Below are 24366 nucleotides of genomic sequence, written 5' to 3'. Positions count from 1 at the left end.
CACATTATCCGGCTAGCGACGCCTCAACGGTCGAGTCGTCACTCCATAGAGCGACAGTCACCCCGCCAAGAATGACAAGCCCAATGCCGACCCATGAATATGCCGATGTAGCTTCGCCGAGTACAACCATGGCCAACACTGCGGCCGACGCCGGTTCAAGATACATGAGGACCACCGTCGTAGACATGGGCAATCTCGCCATCGTCGTCCAATAGATCGCAAGCGCGAAGCCCGTGAGAAGTACCCCCAACACGAGAAGTTGCTTCCACAGATGGGCGGACTCTCGCGCTGCCGCAACGCTCCATGGAAACAACAGCGCGGTGGCTACAGCCATCTCGTATGCTGCTAGCTTCATTCCTCCGATCGCAGCAGCGGCCAGTTTACCAACGAGCATGAGGGCCGTCACGAACGCTGCCGACACGGCAGCCAGCGCTATGCCCTGCGCCGTGGCGCCCGAGCCCGGCGACAGCACGAGCATCGTGCCGACAACCGCAGGGACGAGTCCGAGCGCCGCCTTAGCATTGAATCGTTCACCGAGGAATCGGGGTGCAAGCAATGACGCCATCATCGGTCCGAGATAAACGACCGCCAGCGCCACAGCTACCGACGTTGTCTTGATCGCCGCAAAAACCGTCAACCAGTGCGCAGTGAGAATGAACCCAAGCAAGATGACGCGCGGAACCTGTTCCCTGGCAATAGATACATCGCCCTTGGCAGCCAGGATCGCAAACATCGCGATCCCGCCGAACAGCACTCGGGTAGCGACAAGCTGCGTAGCCGGGATCTCCTCGCGAACTATGAGTGGAATAGCACCCCACACAAGAGCGACCCCAGCGATCACAAGAACAGGCGGAAAGCGTCGCAGCATCGTGCGAGCTTAAACCGCTTGCTCTCGTCCGAAAATATGACAGCGGCATCACTCAGTACCACGTCACATTCTCTCGCTCACGGGAGAAAACGTCATAGAATTGATCATGGTTGCTAATGCATTGCGCTTCCGGCCCCGCACTTCCATCGCCATCATCGTGTTAGCGATCGTGGGTGCGGCGTGTTCCACGACACCTACCGGTTTCACGTCGACAACGACAGCGGAAGTCGGGGCGACAACCACGACCGGCACCGAAGTGGACGAGTCCGACACCGCGGAGGGAGATCCAACAACCCCAAAGAGTGCAGCGAATCAGTTCAACTCTGAGCCTCGTTCGGGGTCCCTGGCACGTATTTCTCCGCCCGCCATCGTCGTTCAAGTCAAAGACCTTCGTCTCACGGACCAACAGGGCAGCCTCATCGCTCTCGAAGCAACCGTTATAGAGGTTGCCTACGTGGACAACACGCGGCCCGACATTGAGGCCCCATCGGACACAATTATGATCTGGCCAAGTCTCAACCGTCTGTGGGGTCGTGGGACCGACGCGGCCACGGTGGTTGATTCGATCGTGGACCCGGTTGTCCTGATCCTCGGGTTCCAGGGAGACACGGATACCTATGACGACCTGAGCAATGTCAGTCCCTATTCGCTTATGGGGGTGGTCGAAACCCGAGCCCAGGGCTCATTCGTCGGTCCGGGTACTGAACAGCACTCCGCGGACCTCGCGGTGTTGTCACGTTCGTGGCAAGGCACAATGGCCGAATTGCTTGGCGAATTAGCGCGCGAGCTGCGCATCCGCGAGGCTGCCCTCTCAGCGAACACGGTGGTTCCCGCTCTGGAACTTATCGACGTGCTCGTAGAGCGCCCTTTGACGGCAGTCCAGGCGTACGAGGCCCTCGCCATCAATGACCGCGATGTCGAGGAAGCGCCACAGGAAATCCGCGACCAGCTCGAACGGCGCTCCGTCCTTGTCGAGATTATCGGCGGCGGTGGACTAGACAACGTCGCGATCGGCGTCCATACAGACGCCGGGTGGACGGGTGCAGCGATATCCACATTGGGCGGACCCTCGTGGGTTGCGTTGCTCCAACCCGAGTCGAACATCCGGCTCTTCCTCTTCCGCTTCGGTGTTGGTGACAACGAACCAGTCGTGATTGCTGAAGTTCCTGCATCGCTCTGGGACTCGAGCAAGGGCATCTATTTCGCGGTCCCCAACGACCTCGTGCTCGCCTTTGCATCACGTGCGTCGGTTGCACCAGACAAGGTGTCGTTCGCCGTCTTGGGCTCCGCCCTCCTACGAAGCGAACGGGTCCGCGTCGACGCACTCGGCGACGACACTGGAGGCACTATCGACGAGGAGCCTCTCCCCTCGGAGCTGATTGGATTCGAGTCCACCGACTAGACGAACCCTCACGGAATCGATCCTCCCAGAGTCGGTCCAAACCGACTCGCCATCGGACAATGAAGTCGGAGGCGCTGCTGTCGGATTGGCGACTCGGAACGCTTCAAGCAGTTGCCCAGGTGGTCGCACGGTCGTCTTCACCGCTTGCACACGCGGCTATTTTGGTTTGCGGTTCGCACAACAAACACGGCGTGTCGCCGGTCCTGTAGGTGCACCCACATCCCAGAATCTGGGTGCAATTGACTAGTCACAACGCGCGTTGGGTCAATAATGCTCAGGAGTTGGCTATTTGATTGCCGATGATAGAGATGACAACTTAGGGTGGCGGTTCCTCCACACACACTCCACCGGAACACTAAAGCAATCGGAGGAGTCCCCCTTCTCTCCGGTTACTCTCTCCTCACGAGCGCCCCCTAAGGACAGACACAAGAACGGCACCGTGCGGGGGCGTTCTTGTGTTTGTCGGTTGATTCCAGCGTCGCGGCGGGCTCGCCGCTTAGTGGATCAGGGTCTGGCTTCGTGTACGGCCGAGATCCCATCGGTCGTGCTGCGACTCAGCCTCTGTCGCTTCTAGGTGCTCGGAACGAGCGCAAAGTGGCGTTCCATTTCGTCCCGTCCAATCCGTGTAAGCCGCAGTACCCGTCGATTGACGCGCCTTGTCAGCCACCCATTGCGAATCATGTGACTCAACAGTGCAGCACCGAGCGCTCCCCCAAGTGATGTTTTCTTTGAGGCCAGTCAAGATAAGGTCGGACGAGAACTCGCTGCGCGCGCTCCAAATCCGAAACATCGATACCAAGCAGCTCGAACCGGCTCGCTCCGGCGGTTGTTAGGAACGCACCGCCACTCGAAACGTCGATGACGCCCTGCCGTACGAGCGACTCGTAAAGTTGAACGCCCAGACGCCCAGCCAGGTGGTCGTAACAACAGCGGGCGAAAGAGAGTTCAGATCCGGGGTTCGGCCGCTTCGGCGCTGCGATCGTGGGCAACGTGATCGAGTCCATATCTTCCAGCAACCGAGCCACTTCGGGAGATGAAATGCGGTAGTAGCGGTGCCGTCTTTGCGCCGATGGGGATCGCGCTGGCGTCAGTGGTGCACATGAGTGTGGCGGCAACCGGTGCTGGGACGATCTTCGCGAATTCACCCACTGCGTTCTCGACGCTGAAGTGGCTGGGCGTTGCGTATCTTGCGTTGCTCGGAGTGAGACAGATTGGGTCGCCGGGAAGCTTCGTCAGTGACATTAAGACCGCACCAACCCGCGACGAGATCGCACGGCGTGCAATGATCGTATCGCTGTCAAACCCTAAAGCGATCCTTCAATACGCGGCCGTGCTCCCGCAGTTCGTCACATCCGATGGCCCAGCCGCTGTTCAGTTTGCAATCCTCGGCGCCATCGGAGTGCCGATCGCATTGACGAACTACACGATCTACACGCTCGCGGCGTCGAAAATTTCGGCGCACCTCAACGCTCGACGAACCATCGTGTTACAAACAGGCATCGGGGCGATCTACCTGCTCGCCGCCGGTCTACTCGCACAAGCGGTCCGTTAGGGCGCCATTAACTGGCGAACAGACGACACTGGATGGTCCCCAAGCGTGGCCGCATCGCGTCATCGGGCAACATACGTCCAACTATGGTTGATTGAGAGCCAGGTTGTGCACGCACGGGTTCGGCAGCTACAGCAAGGAATAGTGCCATGACAGACTCCGATTTTCCCGCACCAAGCGAAGGCATACTGCTGACGCATTTCATCGTCTGTGAAGATCTAGAGCGGACCAAACAATTCTACGTAGGGGTGCTAGGGGCGAAAGCGGTGCTCGAAGACCCGCTGATCATGAAATTGGCGAATGGGTGGATCATTGCAAATGTCGGTGGTGGACCAACCGACGACAAACCAGAAGTGACTCTCGAAACTCCGAAAGATCCAAACCGAGTCAGCGCGTTCCTCAACATCAGAGTTGCAGACATTCAGCACATCTACAGGGAGTGGAGCGCCAAGGGCGCCGAGTTCCTGACGCCGCCGATCGACAGAGGCCCCGAGATCCGCTGTTACATTCGCGACCCAGACGGTCATATCATCGAAGTTGGTCAGGCGACCGGAGCGCTCAACTGAGCCCACGTTCGGCCAAGACAACCGCCAAACTCTGAGAACACCCATGCGGATACCGTCCGCCAGAACCGCAAGGCTGGAGTACCGACACATGAGCAGCAATCAACACGTCGACATGAGCGGCAAGACATGCATGGTCACTGGAGCCAACAGCGGAATCGGCAAGGAAACCGCATTGGCGCTCGCCGAGATGGGTGCAGACGTGGTGCTCCTATGCCGCGACCGAGGTCGCGGGGAGGCCGCCATGGCAGATATCGCGAAGCAGGGGGACGGGACGACCGACCTGCTCCTTGCCGACCTTGGGTCACAGCAACAGGTCAGAAGCGTCGCTGCCGAGTTTCTCGCACTATCGCGACCGCTTCATGTACTTATCAACAACGCCGGCGTAACCCTCAACAAACGCGAAGAAACCGAAGACGGCATCGAAGCGACGTTCGCAATCAACCATCTCGGCCCATTTCTGCTGACCGAACTGTTGCTCGACCGCCTGAAGGAGAGCGCTCCGAGCCGCATCATCACAGTGTCATCGGTTGCCCACAAAATGGCCAACATCGACTTCGACGACATTAACTCAACCAAGAGGTACGGCGGCATGCGAGTGTACGGTAAGTCAAAACTCGCCAACATCTTGTTCACTCGTGAGTTGGCCAGACGTCTCGAAGGCACCGGGGTTACCGCCAACGCGGCTCACCCAGGGGCGGTAGCGAGCAACTTCGGTCGCAACAATCCCGGCCTCATGCGGACGATGATCAAAGCCATCGCCCCAATGATGCGCACCCCGGCCAAAGGGGCCCAGACCTCCATCTATCTCGCGACATCACCAAACGTTGAGGGTGTGACCGGGAAATACTTCTTCAACAACAAAGAGAAGAGCCCCAACAGTGCCGCCACCAATGAGGCCAACGCAAAGAAGTTATGGACGATTAGCGAGGAGATGACCGCAGCGTGATCGCGGTGCCATCGTTATAGAGGATCTATGAACGTATCGTAGCGAACGCACTGGTCAGAGACAGTACTCGCCGGTGCAGGCTGCCCAAGCGGAAGTAAACGGACGGCGGCTCGCCAGATGTTGTCGTCCCGAGAACTACACGACATACGGCTCTGACCGCCAGTTGCAAAACAGGGTGAATCCTCGAAGCAAGGCGGTGGGGATCACGGCACCGGCACCCGGGCGAGGTCTCCGAACAACGTGAACTCGGGGAAAAACGTCATGTGGATCACCCCAACAGATCCCTGGCGGTGTTTTGAGATAATGAGTTCGGCAGTGCCCCTCGTCTCCATGTCCTCCGGGTGGTAATACTCGTTGCGGTAGATAAACATGACGATGTCCGCATCCTGCTCGATGGCACCGGACTCACGAAGGTCCCCAAGACGGGGGCGGCGATCCTCGCGTGACTCCAGGGCGCGGTTGAGCTGCGAAAGGGCAAGAACCGGTACTTCAAGTTCGCGTGCCAGGCTCTTGAGATTGCGGCTGATCTCAGAGATCTCCTGCTGACGGTTCTCGGCACCCGAACCCTGCATGAGTTGGATGTAGTCAACAACAATCAGCGACAGCCCGGGGCGACGCGCTAGTCGCCTCGCTTTGGCACGAATCTCGGTCACGGTCAAGCCCGGGGAGTCGTCGACATAGATCGGCTTTTTGTACAACTCGTTCGCTGCCCTCGAGAGTTTCGTGAAGTCATTGTCGGTTAGTTGCCCGGTGCGGAGCTTCTGCGAGTCGATGCGCCCGGCCGCACACAACATGCGGGTAACAATCTCTTCGCGACTCATCTCCAACGAGAACACCGCTACGGGAAGCCCGGAAGTGCCGACGTTCTGTGCAATGTTCAAGGCCAACGCAGTTTTGCCCATGCCAGGGCGAGCGGCGAGGATAATGAGGTTTGATTTATTGAAGCCGCCGAGCTTCTTATCGATGTCCAAATACCCGGTCGAGATGCCGGTGACGTCACCACCCTGCTGGTGGCGAAGTTCGGCGAGTTCGACCGCCTGACCAAGCACCGGGTCGATGAGTGCAAGACCCGACCCGACACGTCGGTCCGAGACTGCGTACACGGATTGTTCGGCGAGGTCGAGAACCTCGTTGAGCGGCAACTCCATTTCGTTGGCGTAACCGGCCACCTGGCCACCGGCATTCATCAGTCGGCGACGCAGGGCGTGTTCTTCAACGATGCCCGCGTAGTAGTCGATACTCGACGCCACCGGTACCGAATCGAGCAGTTTGGTCAGGAAGCCGATGCCACCGATTTTGTCAAGCGAGTCGGAGCGCCGTAGCTGCTCGGCGACAGTAACAGCGTCGATCGGTTCGTTGGCATCAAACAGACTCGTAATCGCCTCGAATATGAGCTGATGCGACGGATGGTAGAAATCTTCAGAATGAAGCTTCTCCAGTGCTGTATTGATCGCCTCCGACGAGAGCAACACGGCACCCAGCACAGACTCTTCTGCCTCGATGCTGTGAGGCGGCCTCCGTAGGGATCGGCCGCCTTGCTCTTGCGGCGGAAAAGTCATGAATGGAAGCTCTTACGCCGGGATGACGTCGAGAGTCACCCGAAACTCCACAGCCGAGTGCGGCCTGATGCCGACCTCGTGAAGCCCGATCTCCTTGATAGGCGTCTCGATAATGATGTCGTGCTGATCAACGGTCACGCCTGTGAACTTCTCGATCGCAAAGGCTACGTCATGCGGCGCTATAGAGCCATACAGCTTGCCTTCATCGCCGGAGCGAGCCGCGACCACAATGCGCTGACCAACGAGGGTTTGCGCAATGACTTCGGCAGCCGCTTTGGCGATGCGCTCGGCCTCCTCGGCCGCGCGGCGCATCTCGTCGGCTTGAGCCAAGGCGCCATCAGTCGCGAGCACAGCCAACTTCTTTGGCAGCAGGAAGTTGCGCGCGAAACCTTTGCTCACATCCACAATCTCACCCTTGCCACCGAGGTCGGAGACGTCCTTCGTGAGGATGACCTGCATTACTGGCGCACCTGGGTGTATGGAAGCAGAGCCATCTCACGAGCATTCTTGATCGCGTTGGCTACCCGGCGCTGGTGGATTGCGCACAGACCGGTGACACGACGCGCCCTGATCTTGCCTCGGTCGGACATGAACTTGCGCAGGAGCGCAGTCTCTTTGTAGTCGATTTTCAGGCTGGTGTCCTTGCAGAACGGACACGCCTTTTTTCTTCGCCGACCGTCAGCCGCCGAAGGGCGACGACGTTTGTTGTTACGGCTACGCGGGGCCATATGGTCCTCCTATTGAGTTCTTAGAACGGGGCTTCATCCGGCCCGAAGTCATTTTTTACAACCGGAGCCGCCGGCATGGACGGTGTAGTGACATTGCCGCCACCACCGCCTCCGCCATAGTCCCCGCCGCCCTGGCGCTGGGTTCGAGTGACACTCGCGGTTGCCCAGCGGAGTGACGGGCCGATCTCGTCGATTTGGATCTCGACAACAGATCGTTTGTCACCGTCTTGGGTCTCCCAGGTGCGCTGCTCAAGGCGCCCGGACACAATCACCCGGGCGCCCTTGGTGAGAGACTCCGCGGCGTTCTCAGCCATCTCTCGCCAACAGGTTCCGGTGAAAAAACTCGTCTGCTCCTGCCATTCGCCATTGACCTGGTATCGACGGTTGACGGCGAAACGAATCTTTGCCATCGCTGCACCCGATGGGGTGAATCGAAGTTCTGGATCATCGACCAGATTGCCAACCAGGGTTACGCTATTACCACTCATACTGCTCTCGCTTCTCTCTTCTTGCCCTCTCGGCGGACTGGGTATTTGAGACCCGCACAAACACCACTATGCGACCGGGGTGTGACACGTTTGGAGTTCCTAGTCCTCGTCGGTGCGCACGATCTTGTGACGCATCACTGCATCGCGCAGAGTCAGAGAACGGTTCAGGGAGTCCAACAAGTCGTTGTCGCCCTCGAACTCAAAGACCGAGTAAAAGCCCTCGCTGACCTTCTCAATCTCGTAGGCGAAACGCCGCTTCCCCCAAAAGTCGGTCGTCGTAAGAGTGCCACCGTCGGCAATCGCCTTGTTGACTTCTTCGATGTGGCTGCGGACGTCATCTTCGCTCGTCGCAGGTCGATGGATGACCATCAACTCGTATGTACGCAAGTTTCCTCCTTCGGACAGTCACCCTCGGGCGACAGGTTTCCAGACTTTCCGGGAACAGGGGTAGTTACTGAATTACGGTGTGAGTGTAGACCACCTTTGCGCCTCGGTCGAGACCGCGAAAGCGGATCGAGCCGGTTTGACTACGAACCGGCGAGTGTTATCAACGCATCACCACTAAGCCGGTAGCCGACCCATTCGTTTTGCGGTAGCGCGCCTATCGACTCATAGAACTGAATTGCGGGTTCGTTCCACTTCAAAACGTTCCATTCGAATCGATCACAACCCTCGTCGACAGCGATCACAGCAAGCTGTTTCAGTAGCGCCTTGCCTGCACCACTGCCTCGGTGCCGCGGCTCGACAAACAGGTCTTCTAAGAACAGCCCGCGTTTCCCGAGCCACGTCGAGTAGTTATAGAAGTAGACCGCAAAGCCGATCGGTGTTCCATCAAGGAGACAGATCAGACCCGAAGCGTTGGAATCAGAGCCGAACAACGAATCCCTGATGGCCGCAACGTCGGCAACCACCTCGCTCGCGGCCTTTTCGAAGACGGCCAACTCCTTTATGAACCGAAGGAGCAGGGCCGCGTCATCCGGGGTGGCCTTGCGAATCTCGATCTCAGACACCGAATCCTCCAAGCTGACACGATTAACGTTGTCCCGCACCTTGCAGTGTTGCGCGACGACGACGCAACGCCAAACTACCTTTTAGCCAACGCGACAACTTCAGACAGGACGTCTCTGGTCGGCGTTGCCTGGAGTCCGAAAGTCTTGGTGGCGGCGGAAGAGTCAATAACGAAGGGACTCTCCAACTGGTAGAGCACATCGCCCACCTCACGGATGGTCTTTGAAAAAACGCCTGCAATCCAGAGTTCGAACGATGTTCGGCCACGGACCTTGACAGGATCGATACCGGCGACCTCGCAGAGAAGGTGGATGAACTCGCGCTGCGACATTGGTGGTGCGGATGGAACGTGCCATGCCCGCCCCCAGGCCTGCCCGTCGGTGCCGAGCCGCGCCAACAAGGTTGTTGTGTCGTCCATTGCGGTCCAACTGTGTATGGCATCAGGATTTCCGACTACGGCAACCGGCTTGCCGGCAAGCGCCCGATCGACCATGCGGGACCCCATGTGTGCCGATTGTCCAACACCCGGCCCAAAGAAGTCGGAAGCTCGCGCCTCGGTCACGCGGACTCGCCCAGCGTCGTGGGCTGCAAGCGCATCGCGCCACATCTGCGCCCGCACCTGCCCCTTGGCATACGTAGCCGCTAACGGATGGGATTCCCTCATCGGCTCGCTGACAGGTCCGTACCCGTAAAGGTTGCTCATCGTTACCAAAACGGCGTCGTGCTGCTCGGCGGTGCTCAACAAAGACTGCGCCAGCGGCGGCCACTGCGCACTCCATGCGTAGTACGGAGGATTCGCGCAGTTGTATATGGCTTCGATGTCGTCAGCAACACCCGCCAGGGCCGCGGCGTCGTTGGCATCGATAGCCCTAGCCTTGATCTCGGAGTGGTTGATCTCTGTACCCGATCGGGTTACAACAACCACTTCATGCCCCATGTCAGCGAGCTTGCGGGCAGTCCCAGCACCGGTAGGCCCGGCACCGACAACAACGTGTGTCCCCATGAATTTCCTCCTAAAAAGTGATCTCCCTGCGAGAGCACTGCTCACAGTATGACACGGTGCTCGCAGTTTCGCAAGAGCACTGCTCTCGTTTCTTGCCACCGCTCTCGTTATCCGCCACAATGGGACCATGCCACCAAACGCCACTCAAACAGCAAGGGCGAGAGTCCGCGCCGAAATGACACGAGAGATCCTGGTTGCCGCTCGCCGTCAACTCGCGGAAGTGGGCGCTGCATCGCTGTCTGTGAGAGCTATCACCCGCGATTTAGAAATGTCGTCATCCGCTATCTACCGATATTTTCCGAGCAGGGAAGCGCTCATCACCGCGTTGATCATCGATGCATACAACGCCCTTGGCGCTGCGGCCGAAAAGGCGGAGGCAAAGGTCGCTCGCGACGACTTCGGGTTGCGCTTCAAGACGATCGGTCACGCCGTGCGCAACTGGGCCCTCGCCAACCCCCACGAGTACGCCCTCATCTACGGCACCCCTGTCCCAGGCTACAAAGCACCAGAAGACACGATCGTGCCGGCAACGCGGGTTACCAGACGACTACTCGCAATCCTTCAGAGTGCCAAGAGTTCGGAGCCCGAGGCTGGCGTCAACCAACCCGACCTAGGCGAATCGCTCGAGATTGATTTTACAAAGCTCGCAAGAGAATACGCCGCGACAGTCCCTCCGTCGCTCTTCACGCTGGGCCTCGCAGCATGGATTCAGATTCTGGGCACCATTAGTTTCGAAATCTTCGGCCACTTCAACAACGTCATTGCGGACAACGAGGCGTACTTCGACCAGATGCTGACCCTGGCGAGCAAGACTCTCGACCTCTAACGTCCCCACAGCCACACTGAGCAATCCCCTGCCGCAACAGACACCAGCTACTACACGGACGGCTACGAAGGTCGCGACATGGGCCGAAGCAATAACCACCGCCGCCTGCTGCGGCAGAGCTCATCCAAGAAAAGAATGTGTTCTGATCAGCACGGAGGCATGCGCCGATTGTCTTGCTAGTCGAGGCGATCCTTGTCACCCGGTGGCGTGTTTGCAAGCAACGGACCCGCTCATATCCCGGATGACGCGCCAAGATCCATTGTCCCCACTACAACCTGACCGCTGAACTATGGCTGTACGCCCGAAGCGGGCCGCCGCAACGAAAGTGGGGACGCAGCGACCGGAGGAACCCTCAACTGCGCCGACAACCTCCTACCGTCCTCAGCCCGAAACGCAAAAAGAATGCCCTACGACACCCGCTGCAGGGAACGGCGGCTCCCTAGGTCGATGCGGATGCCTTCGTGCTGCACCACGAGCACCGCCGACCACAGAATCATGTTCGCGGCGAGCATCTCACCGATTTCCTCGGCGAAGATGAGCAGCTTCTGGAGCAGCGATCCGCTTGCGGGAAAGTTTCCGGCTAGCTCAAGCCCGACAGCCGAGAATCCCAACATTGCGAATCCGACAATGGCGAGTGCAACGACGTCACTCCGACCTCGGAGATATGGCCGGAACACGATTGCGGCGGCGACGGTAAGCAACCCGATTACCGGAACAAAGATGAGGACCCACGGACCGCTCAGCACCCCAGACCCAACGTCGGTGCTCCCTCTAAGCCAATCGCCAAGACGCTCGTGAAACATGGCGACCTCGTCGAGCGACAACAGCACGAACAACCCTGGTACGACAGATATCGTCCATGTCAACGGTCTTTTTGGCGAGGCGTCGCGAACCACAATTATCGACAACACAGCACCAATGGCAAAAAGTTGCACTGAAGAGAACCAGGTTGGAATGTTGTTTTCTTCGCCAACCTTGACGAGATCCCAGTCGGGATTGACGACAAAACCCAACAGAGCCAAGAATGCCATAACGGCAGTCCCGGTGACAAAAACCTTGACCAGCAGTGGCATGGAACCTAAGCGTGGGATTGTTTTCAACATGTTCGATCTCTCGGACATCAGCCGTTCCTTGCTTCAATACACGCCGAATCCATGGTGCTGCACAAACGAATCGCACTGCCGGACTGATAGGCTCTAGCGGTCGACCTGAGACCAACCTTCAGCTACTTAGTCATTCCACGTTCGAAAGATCGTTGCAACAGCTCCGACTTTGGTACCGGTTCGCCTAACACGAAATGGCGGCGGCCGGTGGGGTGTTGCAGTGAGATGCGCTTTCTTGTTTCCTTCGCTCTCGTCGCGGCCGCATGCAGCTCGACGGGTGCCGCAGCAATCACCGAGGAACGGGCCACCGATTACAAGCCCATCATCGTTTCGATGTCTCTATACATTGTCGACGATGCGAATAGCGACGCCGAATCCCCCCTCTCGTCGCAACGCCAGGTAGCCGAAGTCGCAGAAATCGCCAACCGGATGAACACCATTTGGAGTCAAGCGGGGATCGAACTCTCCGTGGAGACCGTCACTCGGATTAGCGTCCCAGGCGACGTGCTCAACTCACTTGCCGCAGGCGACACATCTCCCTTTCTCAATGCCGCGGCCATCGGAGCAATCGCTGTCCCGGACCCGGCCAGTATCAACGGGTTCTATGTCCGCAGCGTTGGCAGAGCAAACGGGGTAACACCTGTCGGCTCGCGAATCTTCTTCGTCATCGACGAACCGTCCGTCAACGATGAACGCGTGAGCAGCCACGAAGTGGGCCATATCTTCGGATTGCATCATGTGCTCGACGACTCGATGAGGCTCATGTTTGGTGGCACGAATGGAACCGATCTCACGGTGCTTGAACAATCAGTCGCCCGCTACGCTGCAGAAGGGATCCTCGATGGCGTACGTTAAGAGCCGCATGATCATCGGCCTCATGCTGGTCGCTGCCGCGTGTGGAAATACAACCGCAACCACTACCACAGGAGATTCGGTACCCAGCCCCACAGCTTCTGGAACCCTCAGCATCGCAAACCAAGGGGGAACACTCGAAGGCCACACGCCCATCGGATTTGCCGGCACCGGCACAGGCCTCTTCGTAGGCGACAACCTCAACCCGTCGTTCCCCGAAGGTGACGGTGTGCAAACGTTCTTGACCTTCGCACTGCCCGAAGGCATCAACGTGGTCTCGGCGATAGTCAGATCCGACGTGTTGAGCACCGCCGGAGCGCCTTTTGAAGATCTCGGATCACTGCTGATTGAGCCGATAACTTACTCCGAGTTCGGGCCGCAGTTGTTCGACCTCTCCGCCGACGCAGAGGCAACCGCATGTCGAGTGACCGGCAGCACAACCCTCGAGTGCGACGTGACGAAATCCGTGAGCGAGGCAGTGGCACAGAGTCGAGACAGCGTCCAGTTCCGTCTTCGCTTCGAGAAGATCGCGGACAACGACGGGGCACCCGACCTCGCACAGTTCTATCGATCCGATTCCAACACAAACGAAGCCGGCCTGTTCAATTTGGTCATTAGCAGTAGGTAGGTCCAGGCAACATAACATCGCGTTCCTGACTCGATGTCCGGATCCGATATCCACCCGGCCGAACTTTGCAGTGGGAGGGACGCAAAGACGTCACCGACTTCTTCGCTTCGTTGCACCCTGAAGGAGACATCGGGGCACTACCACTGATCGCCACCAGAGCGAATGGGCAGCCAGCCTTTGCTGACTACCTCGACTCATCGCAGAGCCACCGGCCCCACGGCATCATGGTTCTTACGGTTAGTGGGTCGAAAATATCTTCGATCTGCGGGTTCGACGATACTGCGCTTTTCGCCGCGTTCGGGCTTCCCGAAACGCCACCCCGCTGACACGCTATCTGCCGGACTCCGCTCGGGGGAAGCTATATCGCCAGTGCCACTACCCCGCTGTGGTGCGGTGCCAGATGGCCTGGTGAGGGCTCCCCAATCGACAACTCCAAGCGATAGTCCCAAGACCATGTCGTAAAGCTGCAGCGGTTGTGGCCGACACGGGCACCACGGGGGTGGAAGCCACAACGCGACCGGAGGCTGTTGTGAATACAAAACGTAGAATCGGAGCGACTTTCGCCGCGCTGAGCCTGGTGATCGTTACCGCTGGCCTGGCGTACGCGGAAACCGCAACTGTAACGGTGTCAGGCGGAACGCTTTCCGCAACTGTGGCCGATGTGCCGTTGAGTTCAGTCACTCTCGATGGTACCGATCAGATATCGACATCAGCTTCAGGATCAAACAGCTTGTCAGCGCAAGACAGTCGCGGTACCGGCGCAGGTTGGAACCTAACGATCGACTCGACCGACTTCACCGACGGAGGATCTCCGCTGCGAACGATCGACATATCCGTGGTCGGCCAAGAGTTCAGAATCCAATTGTTGGATGCCAAAATTGGCGTGACCGCGGGTAACACCCAGCCGACGTCGTCGGTAACGGCGTTGACCACGATCCCGACCACAGGCGTCTCAACGCTGAAGTTCACCTCGATAGCTGCAGACACGGGAATGGGTACCTACACGATGGCGCCCGACTTCGAGCTTGACGTTGCCGCAGAGACATACGTCGGTAGCGGAACCTACACAGCGACAATCACGGTCACGGCGGGCACTGGGTCCTAACCTATTGAATTAGCCGACCGTTCCCGAGAATGGTTCGGACCGATCGAATTCACAGCGGCCCGAAACAGGCCCGAACGACGGTTACGACACCAACACACGGAGCCGGTCGTGGAGGATGTGCAACATGCGGATGAAGGGACGCGGCGGCTGGGTTACCAGCCGTACCGAGCGGTGCCATCTGGAACCCTTCCGATCTCCGGGAGGCCATCTGGAGCCCTTCCGATCTCCGGGAGAAAATCTCTTAGTCGAGCAGGCGTATATACAGCAATACTCTTGCTTGCAATGCTCGCACACGTTGTCCAAGCGCGGGCACTCGTCGTGACCACTGCGGCCGTAACCTTCTCCTCCGTGACTCTGGACGGCACATCCCAATTGGTTTCCGGGTCCACCAGCGCATGGCGGGTCAACGCCAACGGCGAAACCGGGGGCTGGAATCTCACCGTGGCATCGACAGAGTTCGTCACCGGATCAAGAACCATTGCAGTCTCGAATGTAGCCTCCCGGCTGTTGGATGCGGACATTGTTGTTGTGTCGGGCGACACGAACGGACCGGTGTCCACCCAGACCGCGTTTGTGTCCCTGGGTGGCACACCCCTCAAGATCGCATCTGCAGCAACGGGAGACGGAAATGGCGTGTACGACCTCACCCCCGGCCTTGAACTCACGAATCCTGGCCGAAACGTGCACGGGTACCTACTCGGCTACGTTGACGGTCGACGTAGCGGTCGGCCCATGACTGCGATACCCAGAACGGTCCGAATTGCTACGCCGTGGGTCTTTGCAATGTTGCTTGTATTTCTCTCCGTTGTCGATGGGACCACAGGGATTGCGCATGCCCAAGAGCCGACGGAAGCCGGCAGCCAGCCCGGAGGTGGATTTGGAATCCGCCCCGCCCAAGCATCAGAAGGCGACGCTACGTCATTTAGCTATTTCACCCATCGTCTTGAACCAGGCGACACCCTCGTCGATACCGCGCTCGTGATCAACGAAGGCGAGTCGCAAGTTCGTCTACGGGTGTTTGTTGCCAACGCGATTACCGCGGTCAATGGTGGGACATCGTTCGGGACCCCGGACGGAAGCACTGGCGGTGTAGCCGACTGGGTGACGCTCGACGTGGACGAGGTCTTACTTGAGCCCGGCGCAACCCAGATCGTCCGGTTCACCATCGCAGTTCCACAGGATGCTCGGTCAGGCGACCACGTTGCCGGAATCCTCGTTGCGCGAGTAGCGACTGACAGCAATCCAGAAACAATGGCCGAAAACGGCCAGCCGCAGTTCGCGGTCGACGTGGTACAACGAGTCGGGGTAGCGGTTGTCATTGCGGGGGGGACGAAATCGTCACCGACCTCACCCTGACCGATATCCGTTTAGGGAGATAGTCAGCAGGACGAGCGATCTTCGAGGTTGCAGTCGACAACGACGGCAACGTCATGGTTGACGGTACCGGTACGCTCACCATCTCCGATCGACAGAACAACGAACTCGCGTCAATCCCCTTTGAAGTCGACATGGTCCTCGCCAAGGATCCGACCTTTTACTACATCGACTACCCCATCGTGCTGGCAGACGGCGATTGCTTCCTCGCCTCCGTTGTCCAGTACCGTGCTTTACGCGATGACGACACCGTCCACACGACCACGTTGAGCGGTATCGAGCTCACGATTGTCAACGGGCAACCCAAGATTCCCGCCCCCCGGAGTCCGAATCTTCTGGCCCTCAAACAGTGCAAGGGTCAGCGATAGGGCGGCGTTCGATAACCCCAGCAGCTTGGTGTGCTTCGCTGGCAGTCATCGTCCTAGCGGGTTTGGTATTAACCCAGCGGCACCCAGCCCAACACGGGCCAGCCCTGGGAGAACCGGCGGTCTCGACCACTCACCAGTTGGCAACCGTTGCGCGGCACAGCACCCGTCCAAACCCAAAGAATTAGCTGGAACTAACGATGCTGTCTGGCACGGCGGGCTCGTCTCAGGCTGAGTTCTTGCGCTCGAGGTTAGGGAACGGTCGCGACGTCCAGAACTGACGCACCGAAATCGAACACTCCAGCCGCAGTCTCGAGGGCGTACGTCGCAGACCCATCCGACAGGTAACTGGGACAGTCATCGGCCGTGTCGGAACACGGCAACATCAAATGTTCTCCGACTGGGTTCCCGAAATTGTCAAAGAAAACGATGTCGAGAGCGAGTGGGGTGTTACTCATCCAAAAACTCCGAACCTCGCCGCCTTGAAACACGAACAACATTCCATCGATATCGCCCAAATCGGTTACGAACATAAGTCCCTGAGAACGTTTGCCAGCGGTGTCTGCGATCGCAACGTTGAGGCTCTCCCCACCTACAACGATGGTCGCCCGATCAAATAACGGATCCACCTTGACGAACTCCGGCCCGGGTACGGCAGATGTTTGGTTTGGGGCCTGGGTATCGATTTGTTGAGGACCGCCGGGACCATCTGATGCCGGCGCGGAGTCCGCTCCCGAGGCGCAGGCCGCTGCAACCAGTGAACTAGCCACGATCAGCGCGAGAGTTCGCGGCACGGATGTGTTCAGTGTTCCATTGCCTCGTCAGCCATCAGGTTCGAGGACCCGGATTGGCCGAGCGCGGCCAGCATTTCTGCCGATTCCGCGGGCATGTGATAGGTCTCATCTTCAGACGGGAACGCGCCGCTATCAATATCCGCAAACCACGCCTCCATGGCGCGGACTGCAATGTCGGACAGGTTTGCGTATTGGCGTACGAACTTGGCCAAATGGCCCTCGCCGTAACCGAGTAGGTCGTGATAGACGAGCACCTGGCCATCGCACCCTGGGCCTGCGCCGATACCTATCGTGGGAATAGCGACCTCCTTGGTGATCATGTTGGCAAGGATATCTGGAACGGCCTCAAGCACGATCGCGAACACACCGGCCTCTTCGAGCGCCTTTGCGTCAGATATCAGGTCGTATGCGACTCCCGCCTGTTTGCCTTGTACGCGGTACCCTCCCATGGTGTGCACCGATTGCGGGGTGAGACCCAGATGGCCCATCACAGGGATCTCTGCATCGCGCACCGCTTCGATCATATCGATACGTTTTCGCCCACCTTCGAGCTTTACCGCTTCTGCTTTGCCGCCGCGGATGAACCGGCCCGCGTTGTGAACGGTTTCCGCGCGCGAGGAGTGGTAGCTCAGCCACGGCATATCACCCACGACCAAAGCTATTGGTTTCGCCGAGGTGACGGCGGCGGTATGCCCCACCATGTCGTCAACAGAAACCGACAGCGTGTCAGAGTGTCCGAGGACGACGTTGGCAACCGAATCACCCACGAGGATGATGTCTGCACCGGCGCGGTCCGCGACCCGTGCCGATGGATGGTCATATGCGGTAACCATCTTGATTTTCCGGATGCCCTTGAGCGCCCGGATCTTCGGTGCCGTCATCTTTGGGCGTGTGCTCTTAGCGGGTGTGCCCTGTGGGGCTGTAGAACCAGCGGACATTTTCTTGCCTTTCTCCCCACCGCTACGGGTTGGGGGATTGCCTCGTCCTCAAATCGACGTGTTCTCATGCGTGTCAGGACATCGGCCGCCATCAAGGTCGCCCGTGCGAATCGCACACCCGCTCATTATCGCGCGACTTATCGGTTGAGCCAACGCAATGCGCAATCTTGACTATCGACCGGTGTAGGGGATAATCAATACTTGGGCCTACGCTTCGCTGTAGAGGCACCAAGAATATGCCGATATTTGGGGAAGTATGAGCGAACACAACACACCCAAAGAACCCGCGGATATCCCGGATTCTGCCGACCCCGGTTGGGGCGAACCACTTGAATCTTCCAAAGACGCCGCCACCCAGACGGACGGACCTGAAGCAGCTCCCGAGCACGCAGAGAAGTCCCCGGGTGCAGCTGACGCCCCCTCGACATCCACCAACGCGGAGGGGGGTTCAGCGACGACCACGGCCGGATCCGTCGACGACAACGGCGGCGGAAGCAATAGTAAGAGGGCGTTGTTCGTCGGTATCGGGATTGCAGTCGTGTTGTTAGTTCTTGCAGCAGCTTCGTGGACATCAGCGAGAGCAAAGGGAGTTGACGATGCCGCGCTCGAGGCGATTCCGGCTGATGCGCCGATCGTTCTCTCGATCAACCTCACCGAGGTTGTCGACGGTGGTCGTTTTGAGCGCCTGTTCAACAGACTGGCGGCGCAGTTTCCCAATGATGCCGACTCCCCAAAGAGCTGGAACGAACTTCTCGACAAAGTCGACGATGATTCTGGGATCTCAATCAGGGAAGACCTGCTCCCGTGGCTCGGACGCTCAAGCGCATTGGCGGTGTTTCCCGGGCGCGACGGTGACACGGTCGAGGTGATCACGGTGATTGCAGTGCGTAACCATGGCGAAGCCAAGGCCTTCTTTGACGCTGCTGCGGCGAAAGAAGGGCTGACTGCGACAACAGTTGCAGACGGAGTGGAATGGGCGGACGACAGCGGCATCATCCTGCTCACGGACGACCTGGTGCTCATCTCGCCAACGCGTGCAATGATTGACGCGGCCCTCGCAGCCCTCGACGGAGACTCCATTGTAGACCTCGATGCGTACACTGACGCTGTCAACGAGCTTCCCGACAACCGTTTCCTCACGGCCTACGTTGACGCTGGGGCGGTGGTGGCGCTCTCTCTGGAAACGCTCGGAGACGCACTTCGATCGCAAGGTATCGATCAGCTACCGGCGGGTATCGATCCTTCGCTCCTTGACACCATTGGCGACCTCGCCAACATCGACGACGTAGGGGAGGTTGCGTTCGCCGCGACACTGAGCGACGCAGGCCTCACATTTGACATTGTTGCAAGCGGTGGAGCATCTGTCCCCGGGTTCGACGGTTATCTGCCGCAGCTATCGGAACTGCCAGACGGTACGCTGGCCTATCTGTCGTTCATCTTGAATGGGGAGGAGATCCTTGACCAGCTTGAACAAGGAGGCCTGTCAAGCGGTCTGGGTAGCTTCGGATTCGATCCCTCGGCCGAACTCCTAGCGGGTGTTAGCGCTGCTGACCTGATCCGATCCATTAGCGGACCTTTTCAACTGATCGTGGCAGATGAGCCCAGCCTTCTGAGTGCCGTCGTGGATATCGAACTCGCGGGCGCTCTCAGCATTGGGCTTGGTGACACCGGACCCGTGGACACTCTGCTCGAATCGTTGACGTCGGCTGACGACTTTGGGTTTGGTTTCGCCAAAGATGATGGACTCCTGACGTTCGGGTTCGGAGCGGCTGGTGTGACCTTCGGAGTCAAAGACGATGCTCTCGTGGCCGGGACGAGCAGAGCACTCATCGACTCCCTTTCACCAGGTGCCTCGGTCGACAAGATCAGCAAGGCATTCGCCGACGTGCGCAAGCTGCTCGGTTCGGACGGCATGTTCTTCTTCGCCGACCTACAGCTGATCGCTCAAGTAGCTCCCGACTCTGATTTCGACCTCGTCAGTGAAATCGTGACAAGTATCGGCGGGAGTTTCGAGCAGACGTCGTCGTTCACACGTGGCACACTCGCCGTAGTTCTCGACTACTAAGCCCCGCGACAATCACCGCTTTGGCGTCCATCCGTGCAGCCGGGTTCATGCTGTCTGGCGCCCGGGCGGACGCCACAGTCTCAGCTAAGGGCTTGCTGGATACGTTCGAACCGTGCTGAGACGTCGGCGGCGATTTCGTCCATGACGGGGTTGTCGACCATCGAGACCATTGCTTCGATGTCGAGAAAACCCACTCGCGTCTGACCTTCGCCCGATTCGCGCAAGGTCACGTTGCATGGAAGCAGCAGAGCGACATCAACCTCGCTTGTCAACGCCCGATATGCCAACGGTGGGTTGCATGCACCAAGTATTACTTGGGGTGGCACATCCTTGTCGAGCTTCGCCTTGAATGTCGCCTGAATATCGATCACGCTGAGTATCCCGAAACCCTCTCCCGCAAGAAGGCTCTCGACGCGCGGACGAACGTCCGCCAGCGATCCCTCAACATCGACAAAGACTCCGTATCGGTTCTTCGTGGTTGTCACAGTCACACCTCTCTAGCTAGCGGTTCGCGGGGTGTTCCGATCCACGGACCCACGGTGTCAGCATAGGTTCACACCATCCCAATCGCAGCACGGCACCATCTTTCTGTTTTGGTGTCCATCTAACCAGCAGGTGGGGCAAAGGCACGCACCTCGATAGCGCCGGTGTTTCCACCAGTCGATGCAACAACCTCGAACCTGAGTACCTGGCCCTCGAACATCGCTTCGGCAAAACGGGCGTCTCCCGGGTCGCCTGCCGAAAACGGTCCGTAGGTCTCGCCACCATCAACCGTCACGGTGTACTCCGTGGTAGTTGCAGTGCCGTCGCTCATCGTTCGGGTGATGAACTCGACACCGACGACCTGCTGTGATGATCCAAGGTCAATCTCAATAAAGGCGTCGTCACCGCTGCCTGCGGTCGCCCACTCCGTCGACATGTCACCATCGACCGCGTTGCTACCAGCCCACGCAACCGAAAACTCTGAACTGACACTGAGAACCTCGGCGCCCTCGGCAAGGTTTGCGCCATGCACTGCCATCGCATTGTCATCGGCCATGGCATCGCCATCTTCCGTCGCATCGTCAGCACCCATGCTGTCACCACTCTCGGGTAGCTCGGGCACCGTGAATGTCGATATCGGACTCTGGAACAGCGACCCATCGGGAGTGGCGCCTTGCACTCTGAACGAATATGTCTTGCCTGGTTCTGCTCCGACGAGGATCACTTCGTGGTTGTTGTGGCCACCGCCCTGCATGTCGAGGTCGGTATTCAAAAACCCGAGTTCGCCCGATTCACCCCACGCAATCGAACACGCCGCCTCGGCGCTCGTGGTCGTGTTCATTTTGACGACGCCGCTAGCGTCAATGGTGAACTCGAAATCGGACGTCTGGATTTCGGTGAAGTCGCGGATGTCGCTCTCGCTGGTGGAACTGGAACATGCAGCGGCGATGAGGACAAGTACCACGGTCAAGGCAAAGAAACTGCGACGGCGTTTCGAGTAGGACATCGGTGGCTCCTGAGGTGAAAGGTGACGACGGTGTGTCGCTACGGAGCGATGCAAGTACAGACACTAAACACCTCACCAAACAATGCTGGTCCGAGGACCAGTCGCGCAAGCAGTTGCCGCTGCCACAAGCCGTCGCGTTCTCATCACACACTGCCGTCCACGGACGGCGGCTCGAACTACTTGAGGAGCAGAGTCCCCAGCCTGCGGCCCGCAACGACAGTGCCGACTAGACCCATGACCACGAGGAACAGCACATGCCCAAGAAGACCGACGCTCACATCTCCAAGCATCAGACTGCGAATCAGCACTGTGCCGTGGTAGAGAGGCGAAAACTGCGTGATGATCTGCATGGTGCGGGGGTAGACGTCGAGGGGGTAAAACGTCGCCGAGAACAAAAACAGCGGCAAGGTGACAAGCTGTATGAGGTCAAAATCTTGCCACGTTCTCATATAGGTCGTCGCGGCCATCCCGACGGCTCCAAACGCAAACCCGATAAGCAACGCCGCCGGTATTGCCAATAGGCCCCATACGGATTGCATCAGCCCCATGACGATGACAACTGTCAAGAACGCAACGGCGTACAGGGCTCCTCGCAGCAGGGACCACGAAATCTCGCCGACGGCTATGTCCAAGGGACTTACCGGTGTCGCCAGGATCGCGTCATAGATCTTGGAGAATTTCATCTTGAAAAAGATGTTCATCGTCGACTCGTAGATCGCACCGTTCATCGCTGAGGAGGCCAGCAGTGCTGGCGCCACAAACGCTGCATACGAGATCGGCTGACCTCCGGGACCGGTTACGTCACCGACGAGCTGGCCGATGCCGATCCCCACCGAGAACAGGTAGAAAATAGGCTCGAAAAATCCGCTGAAGACAACCATCCATGCTCGGCGGTACACCATGAAATTGCGCTCCACGAGATGTCGCGCACGCCTGCCCGCAAACCCGGACGCCGGGACTATGCGGGCGACGGGAGTCCCAGAGGTCATTTGATGAGCCTCTTCTCGAACGCCTTCACAGCAAGAAAGAACCCCGCAGCCGTCACGCCGATCAGCGCAGCGACATGCACCGCCGGATACAGGGTCGTGCTGGTCCCCAGGGCGACGGCGCGAGTGAGCTCGACGCCGTGCCACAGCGGGATCACGTACACGAGTGGCTCTAGCCAATCGGGAATCTGATCGACCGGGAAGAAGGTCCCCGAAAAAAGAAACATCGGAACGATGCCAAACCTGAATAGCGAGGCCAGCGCCTGGTCCCGCTCGAGATTGCCCGCAAACGCGGTAATCGGTGCGGCAAACGCCAGTCCCGTGAGAACCGCAGGGATAGTCGCCAACATCGCCCTGCCAAAATCCGCCGCTCCAAAAAGGCTGATAGCAATCGCAAACACCACACACGTCACCACAAGTCGAAACGTGACGAAAACCAGTTGCCCGCCGACAAGGTCGAAGGGCCGCATCGGGGTGGAAAGGGCGGCGTGATAGGTCTTGCGCCATTTCATCCCCGCCATCACCGGATAGGACGACTCGAAGGCCGCTGTCTGCATGGCGGTCGCAGCCAGCAGACCCGGGGCGAGAAACGCTAGATAGGACGTCGCTCCAAGCGTCCCGACGCGCTCGCCCGAGTCGACAAGGGACCCGAGTCCTAACCCCATCGCCGTCAGGAACAGGATGGGGTTGACGAAGTTCGAGAACAGGCTCCCCTTCCAGACACGTCTGTACGAGATGATGTTGTGTTCGAGGGCGCGGAACGCACCTGGGGTCGCCATCAGTCGGTCAGGCTCCGTCCCGTGAGCCTGAGGAACACGTCCTCAAGGCTCGAACGCCGCTCAACCACTGTCTCTGGTTCCAAGCCCGCCGCGTTCACCGCACGCATCGTGGAATCGCCGTCGGTCGTATACATGAGGACGCGGTCTGGCAAGATCTCAAGTCGGTCGGCCATGGGCTCCAACGATGCAACAACGGTCTCCTGGACACCGACCGGGAAACGCAGCTCGACAACGTCACGCGTCGCGTATTTGCGGATCAGCTCCCGCGGAGAACCCTCCGCAACAATCTTTCCTTCGTCCATGACAACAAGCCGATCGCAGAGTTGCTCGGCTTCATCCATGTAGTGGGTCGTGATTATCAGGGTCACGCCCTGCTGTTTGAGCCGGTAAAGCCGATCCCACAGGATGTGCCGAGCCTGCGGATCGAGACCAGTCGTCGGCTCATCGAGCAAGACAAGCCTCGGCTCGTTGATGAGCGATCTTGCAATCGTCAACCTGCGTTGCATGCCACCAGAAATCGCATCGACATTGGCATCCTTCTTGTCGGTGAGTTGGGCGAAGTCGAGCAGCTCCACGATGCGCTCTTTGATCAGCGAGCGCGGTAGGTCGAAATAGCGGCCGTAGATGAGCAGATTCTCTGAGACCGTGAGATCCATGTCGAGCAAGTTCTCTTGCGGGACGACACCAATACGACCACGAATTTCGGGACCGTCGGTCCTCGGGTCAAGGTCGAACACACGTAGCTTGCCGTCCGTCACAGGAGATACCGCACCGATCATCCTCATTGTGGAACTCTTGCCGGCACCGTTGGGGCCCAAGAATCCGAACACCTCGCCGGGTGCGACTTCGAAGTCGATACCGTCAACGGCGGTGAAATCGCCAAACTTTTTGACCAAGGATTCTGCGTATGCGACTGGTGAAGTCATACGATTAAGACTACCGCCC

The 24366-nt window shown here is 58.7% G+C and carries 28 protein-coding genes; 12 read left to right on the top strand and 16 right to left on the bottom strand.

Annotated elements, in window-relative coordinates; translation table 11 throughout:
• Positions 1 to 4: 4 nt before the first annotated feature.
• Complete coding sequence (locus tag IIC71_07570; GenBank protein ID MCH7669043.1) at positions 5 to 868, bottom strand: EamA family transporter; 864 nt, start codon at positions 866 to 868, stop codon at positions 5 to 7.
• A 106-nt stretch (positions 869 to 974) separates the two neighbouring features.
• Here IIC71_07570 and IIC71_07565 point away from each other — a divergent pair, with 106 nt between their 5' ends.
• The 4 genes from IIC71_07565 (at position 975) to IIC71_07550 (ending at position 5331) form a co-directional block, all read left to right on the top strand.
• Positions 975 to 2270 (top strand): hypothetical protein, encoded by a 1296-nt coding sequence (locus IIC71_07565; GenBank protein MCH7669042.1) that lies wholly within the window; start codon positions 975 to 977, stop codon positions 2268 to 2270.
• 1033 nt (positions 2271 to 3303) lie between these two features.
• Entirely contained in the window at positions 3304 to 3822 is a 519-nt protein-coding gene (locus IIC71_07560) for a LysE family transporter (protein ID MCH7669041.1), read from the top strand.
• Between the two features lie 146 nt (positions 3823 to 3968).
• Positions 3969 to 4385 (top strand): VOC family protein, encoded by a 417-nt coding sequence (locus tag IIC71_07555; GenBank protein MCH7669040.1) that lies wholly within the window; start codon positions 3969 to 3971, stop codon positions 4383 to 4385.
• Positions 4386 to 4497: 112 nt separating this feature from the next.
• Positions 4498 to 5331 (top strand): SDR family oxidoreductase, encoded by an 834-nt coding sequence (locus IIC71_07550; protein MCH7669039.1) that lies wholly within the window; start codon positions 4498 to 4500, stop codon positions 5329 to 5331.
• A gap of 203 nt (positions 5332 to 5534) precedes the next feature.
• Here the strand turns inward: IIC71_07550 and dnaB are convergent, their stop codons facing one another.
• The 7 genes from dnaB to IIC71_07515 all read right to left on the bottom strand — a co-directional run bounded on the left by dnaB (position 5535) and on the right by IIC71_07515 (position 10117).
• On the bottom strand, positions 5535 to 6890 hold the full coding sequence (gene dnaB / locus IIC71_07545; GenBank protein MCH7669038.1) for a replicative DNA helicase: 1356 nt from the start codon (positions 6888 to 6890) through the stop codon (positions 5535 to 5537).
• Between the two features lie 12 nt (positions 6891 to 6902).
• Positions 6903 to 7349, bottom strand: a complete 447-nt coding sequence (gene rplI, locus IIC71_07540; GenBank protein MCH7669037.1) for a 50S ribosomal protein L9 — start codon at positions 7347 to 7349, stop codon at positions 6903 to 6905.
• Positions 7349 to 7618 (bottom strand): 30S ribosomal protein S18, encoded by a 270-nt coding sequence (locus IIC71_07535; protein MCH7669036.1) that lies wholly within the window; start codon positions 7616 to 7618, stop codon positions 7349 to 7351. Before IIC71_07535 ends, rplI begins: the two co-directional genes overlap by 1 nt.
• Positions 7619 to 7638: 20 nt before the next feature.
• Positions 7639 to 8106 (bottom strand): single-stranded DNA-binding protein, encoded by a 468-nt coding sequence (gene ssb / locus IIC71_07530; protein MCH7669035.1) that lies wholly within the window; start codon positions 8104 to 8106, stop codon positions 7639 to 7641.
• Between the two features lie 99 nt (positions 8107 to 8205).
• Positions 8206 to 8493, bottom strand: coding sequence for a 30S ribosomal protein S6 (rpsF, locus tag IIC71_07525; GenBank protein MCH7669034.1), 288 nt, complete (start codon positions 8491 to 8493; stop codon positions 8206 to 8208).
• Between the two features lie 140 nt (positions 8494 to 8633).
• On the bottom strand, positions 8634 to 9116 hold the full coding sequence (locus IIC71_07520; GenBank protein ID MCH7669033.1) for a GNAT family N-acetyltransferase: 483 nt from the start codon (positions 9114 to 9116) through the stop codon (positions 8634 to 8636).
• A 74-nt stretch (positions 9117 to 9190) separates the two neighbouring features.
• A complete protein-coding gene (locus tag IIC71_07515; protein ID MCH7669032.1) occupies positions 9191 to 10117 on the bottom strand; it encodes an NAD-dependent epimerase/dehydratase family protein in 927 nt (308 codons plus the stop codon).
• A gap of 127 nt (positions 10118 to 10244) precedes the next feature.
• Here IIC71_07515 and IIC71_07510 point away from each other — a divergent pair, with 127 nt between their 5' ends.
• On the top strand, positions 10245 to 10943 hold the full coding sequence (locus IIC71_07510; protein ID MCH7669031.1) for a TetR/AcrR family transcriptional regulator: 699 nt from the start codon (positions 10245 to 10247) through the stop codon (positions 10941 to 10943).
• Between the two features lie 407 nt (positions 10944 to 11350).
• On the opposite strand, the gene IIC71_07505 is transcribed toward IIC71_07510, so the two are convergent.
• Positions 11351 to 12046: a hypothetical protein gene (locus IIC71_07505; protein MCH7669030.1), complete on the bottom strand. Its 696-nt coding sequence runs from the start codon at positions 12044 to 12046 to the stop codon at positions 11351 to 11353.
• A gap of 225 nt (positions 12047 to 12271) precedes the next feature.
• On the opposite strand from IIC71_07505, the gene IIC71_07500 reads away from it, so the two are divergent.
• From IIC71_07500 to IIC71_07475, 6 genes are all read left to right on the top strand, one after another.
• On the top strand, positions 12272 to 12901 hold the full coding sequence (locus tag IIC71_07500; GenBank protein ID MCH7669029.1) for a hypothetical protein: 630 nt from the start codon (positions 12272 to 12274) through the stop codon (positions 12899 to 12901).
• The gene (locus IIC71_07495; protein ID MCH7669028.1) at positions 12888 to 13526 is read left to right on the top strand and encodes a hypothetical protein; all 639 of its coding nucleotides are present in this window, start codon (positions 12888 to 12890) and stop codon (positions 13524 to 13526) included. Before IIC71_07500 ends, IIC71_07495 begins: the two co-directional genes overlap by 14 nt.
• Before the next feature lie 65 nt (positions 13527 to 13591).
• Positions 13592 to 13852, top strand: coding sequence for a hypothetical protein (locus IIC71_07490; protein MCH7669027.1), 261 nt, complete (start codon positions 13592 to 13594; stop codon positions 13850 to 13852).
• A 203-nt stretch (positions 13853 to 14055) separates the two neighbouring features.
• The gene (locus IIC71_07485) at positions 14056 to 14631 is read left to right on the top strand and encodes a WxL domain-containing protein (protein MCH7669026.1); all 576 of its coding nucleotides are present in this window, start codon (positions 14056 to 14058) and stop codon (positions 14629 to 14631) included.
• A 282-nt stretch (positions 14632 to 14913) separates the two neighbouring features.
• Positions 14914 to 15987: a DUF916 domain-containing protein gene (locus tag IIC71_07480; protein MCH7669025.1), complete on the top strand. Its 1074-nt coding sequence runs from the start codon at positions 14914 to 14916 to the stop codon at positions 15985 to 15987.
• 74 nt (positions 15988 to 16061) lie between these two features.
• Positions 16062 to 16373 (top strand): hypothetical protein, encoded by a 312-nt coding sequence (locus IIC71_07475; GenBank protein ID MCH7669024.1) that lies wholly within the window; start codon positions 16062 to 16064, stop codon positions 16371 to 16373.
• A 248-nt stretch (positions 16374 to 16621) separates the two neighbouring features.
• Here the strand turns inward: IIC71_07475 and IIC71_07470 are convergent, their stop codons facing one another.
• Together IIC71_07470 and panB are read right to left on the bottom strand one after the other, a co-directional pair.
• Complete coding sequence (locus IIC71_07470) at positions 16622 to 16999, bottom strand: DUF192 domain-containing protein (protein MCH7669023.1); 378 nt, start codon at positions 16997 to 16999, stop codon at positions 16622 to 16624.
• Between the two features lie 173 nt (positions 17000 to 17172).
• Positions 17173 to 18102, bottom strand: a complete 930-nt coding sequence (panB, locus tag IIC71_07465) for a 3-methyl-2-oxobutanoate hydroxymethyltransferase (protein MCH7669022.1) — start codon at positions 18100 to 18102, stop codon at positions 17173 to 17175.
• Between the two features lie 256 nt (positions 18103 to 18358).
• On the opposite strand from panB, the gene IIC71_07460 reads away from it, so the two are divergent.
• Positions 18359 to 20167, top strand: a complete 1809-nt coding sequence (locus IIC71_07460; protein MCH7669021.1) for a DUF3352 domain-containing protein — start codon at positions 18359 to 18361, stop codon at positions 20165 to 20167.
• Between the two features lie 80 nt (positions 20168 to 20247).
• Here IIC71_07460 and IIC71_07455 read toward each other — a convergent pair whose 3' ends face one another.
• From IIC71_07455 to IIC71_07435, 5 genes are all read right to left on the bottom strand, one after another.
• On the bottom strand, positions 20248 to 20601 hold the full coding sequence (locus tag IIC71_07455) for a DUF302 domain-containing protein (GenBank protein ID MCH7669020.1): 354 nt from the start codon (positions 20599 to 20601) through the stop codon (positions 20248 to 20250).
• A 170-nt stretch (positions 20602 to 20771) separates the two neighbouring features.
• The gene (locus tag IIC71_07450) at positions 20772 to 21656 is read right to left on the bottom strand and encodes a discoidin domain-containing protein (GenBank protein MCH7669019.1); all 885 of its coding nucleotides are present in this window, start codon (positions 21654 to 21656) and stop codon (positions 20772 to 20774) included.
• Positions 21657 to 21832: 176 nt separating this feature from the next.
• Positions 21833 to 22645: an ABC transporter permease gene (locus tag IIC71_07445; GenBank protein ID MCH7669018.1), complete on the bottom strand. Its 813-nt coding sequence runs from the start codon at positions 22643 to 22645 to the stop codon at positions 21833 to 21835.
• On the bottom strand, positions 22642 to 23421 hold the full coding sequence (locus tag IIC71_07440) for an ABC transporter permease (GenBank protein ID MCH7669017.1): 780 nt from the start codon (positions 23419 to 23421) through the stop codon (positions 22642 to 22644). The genes IIC71_07445 and IIC71_07440 overlap by 4 nt, the downstream gene beginning before the upstream one ends.
• Positions 23421 to 24347, bottom strand: a complete 927-nt coding sequence (locus IIC71_07435; protein ID MCH7669016.1) for an ABC transporter ATP-binding protein — start codon at positions 24345 to 24347, stop codon at positions 23421 to 23423. Before IIC71_07435 ends, IIC71_07440 begins: the two co-directional genes overlap by 1 nt.
• Between the last annotated feature and the right edge of the window lie 19 nt (positions 24348 to 24366).

This window comes from Acidobacteriota bacterium, from assembly GCA_022562055.1.
Lineage (GTDB): Bacteria > Actinomycetota > Acidimicrobiia > Spongiisociales > UBA5794 > BMS3BBIN02.
This window is presented reverse-complemented; position numbering and strand designations above follow the sequence as displayed.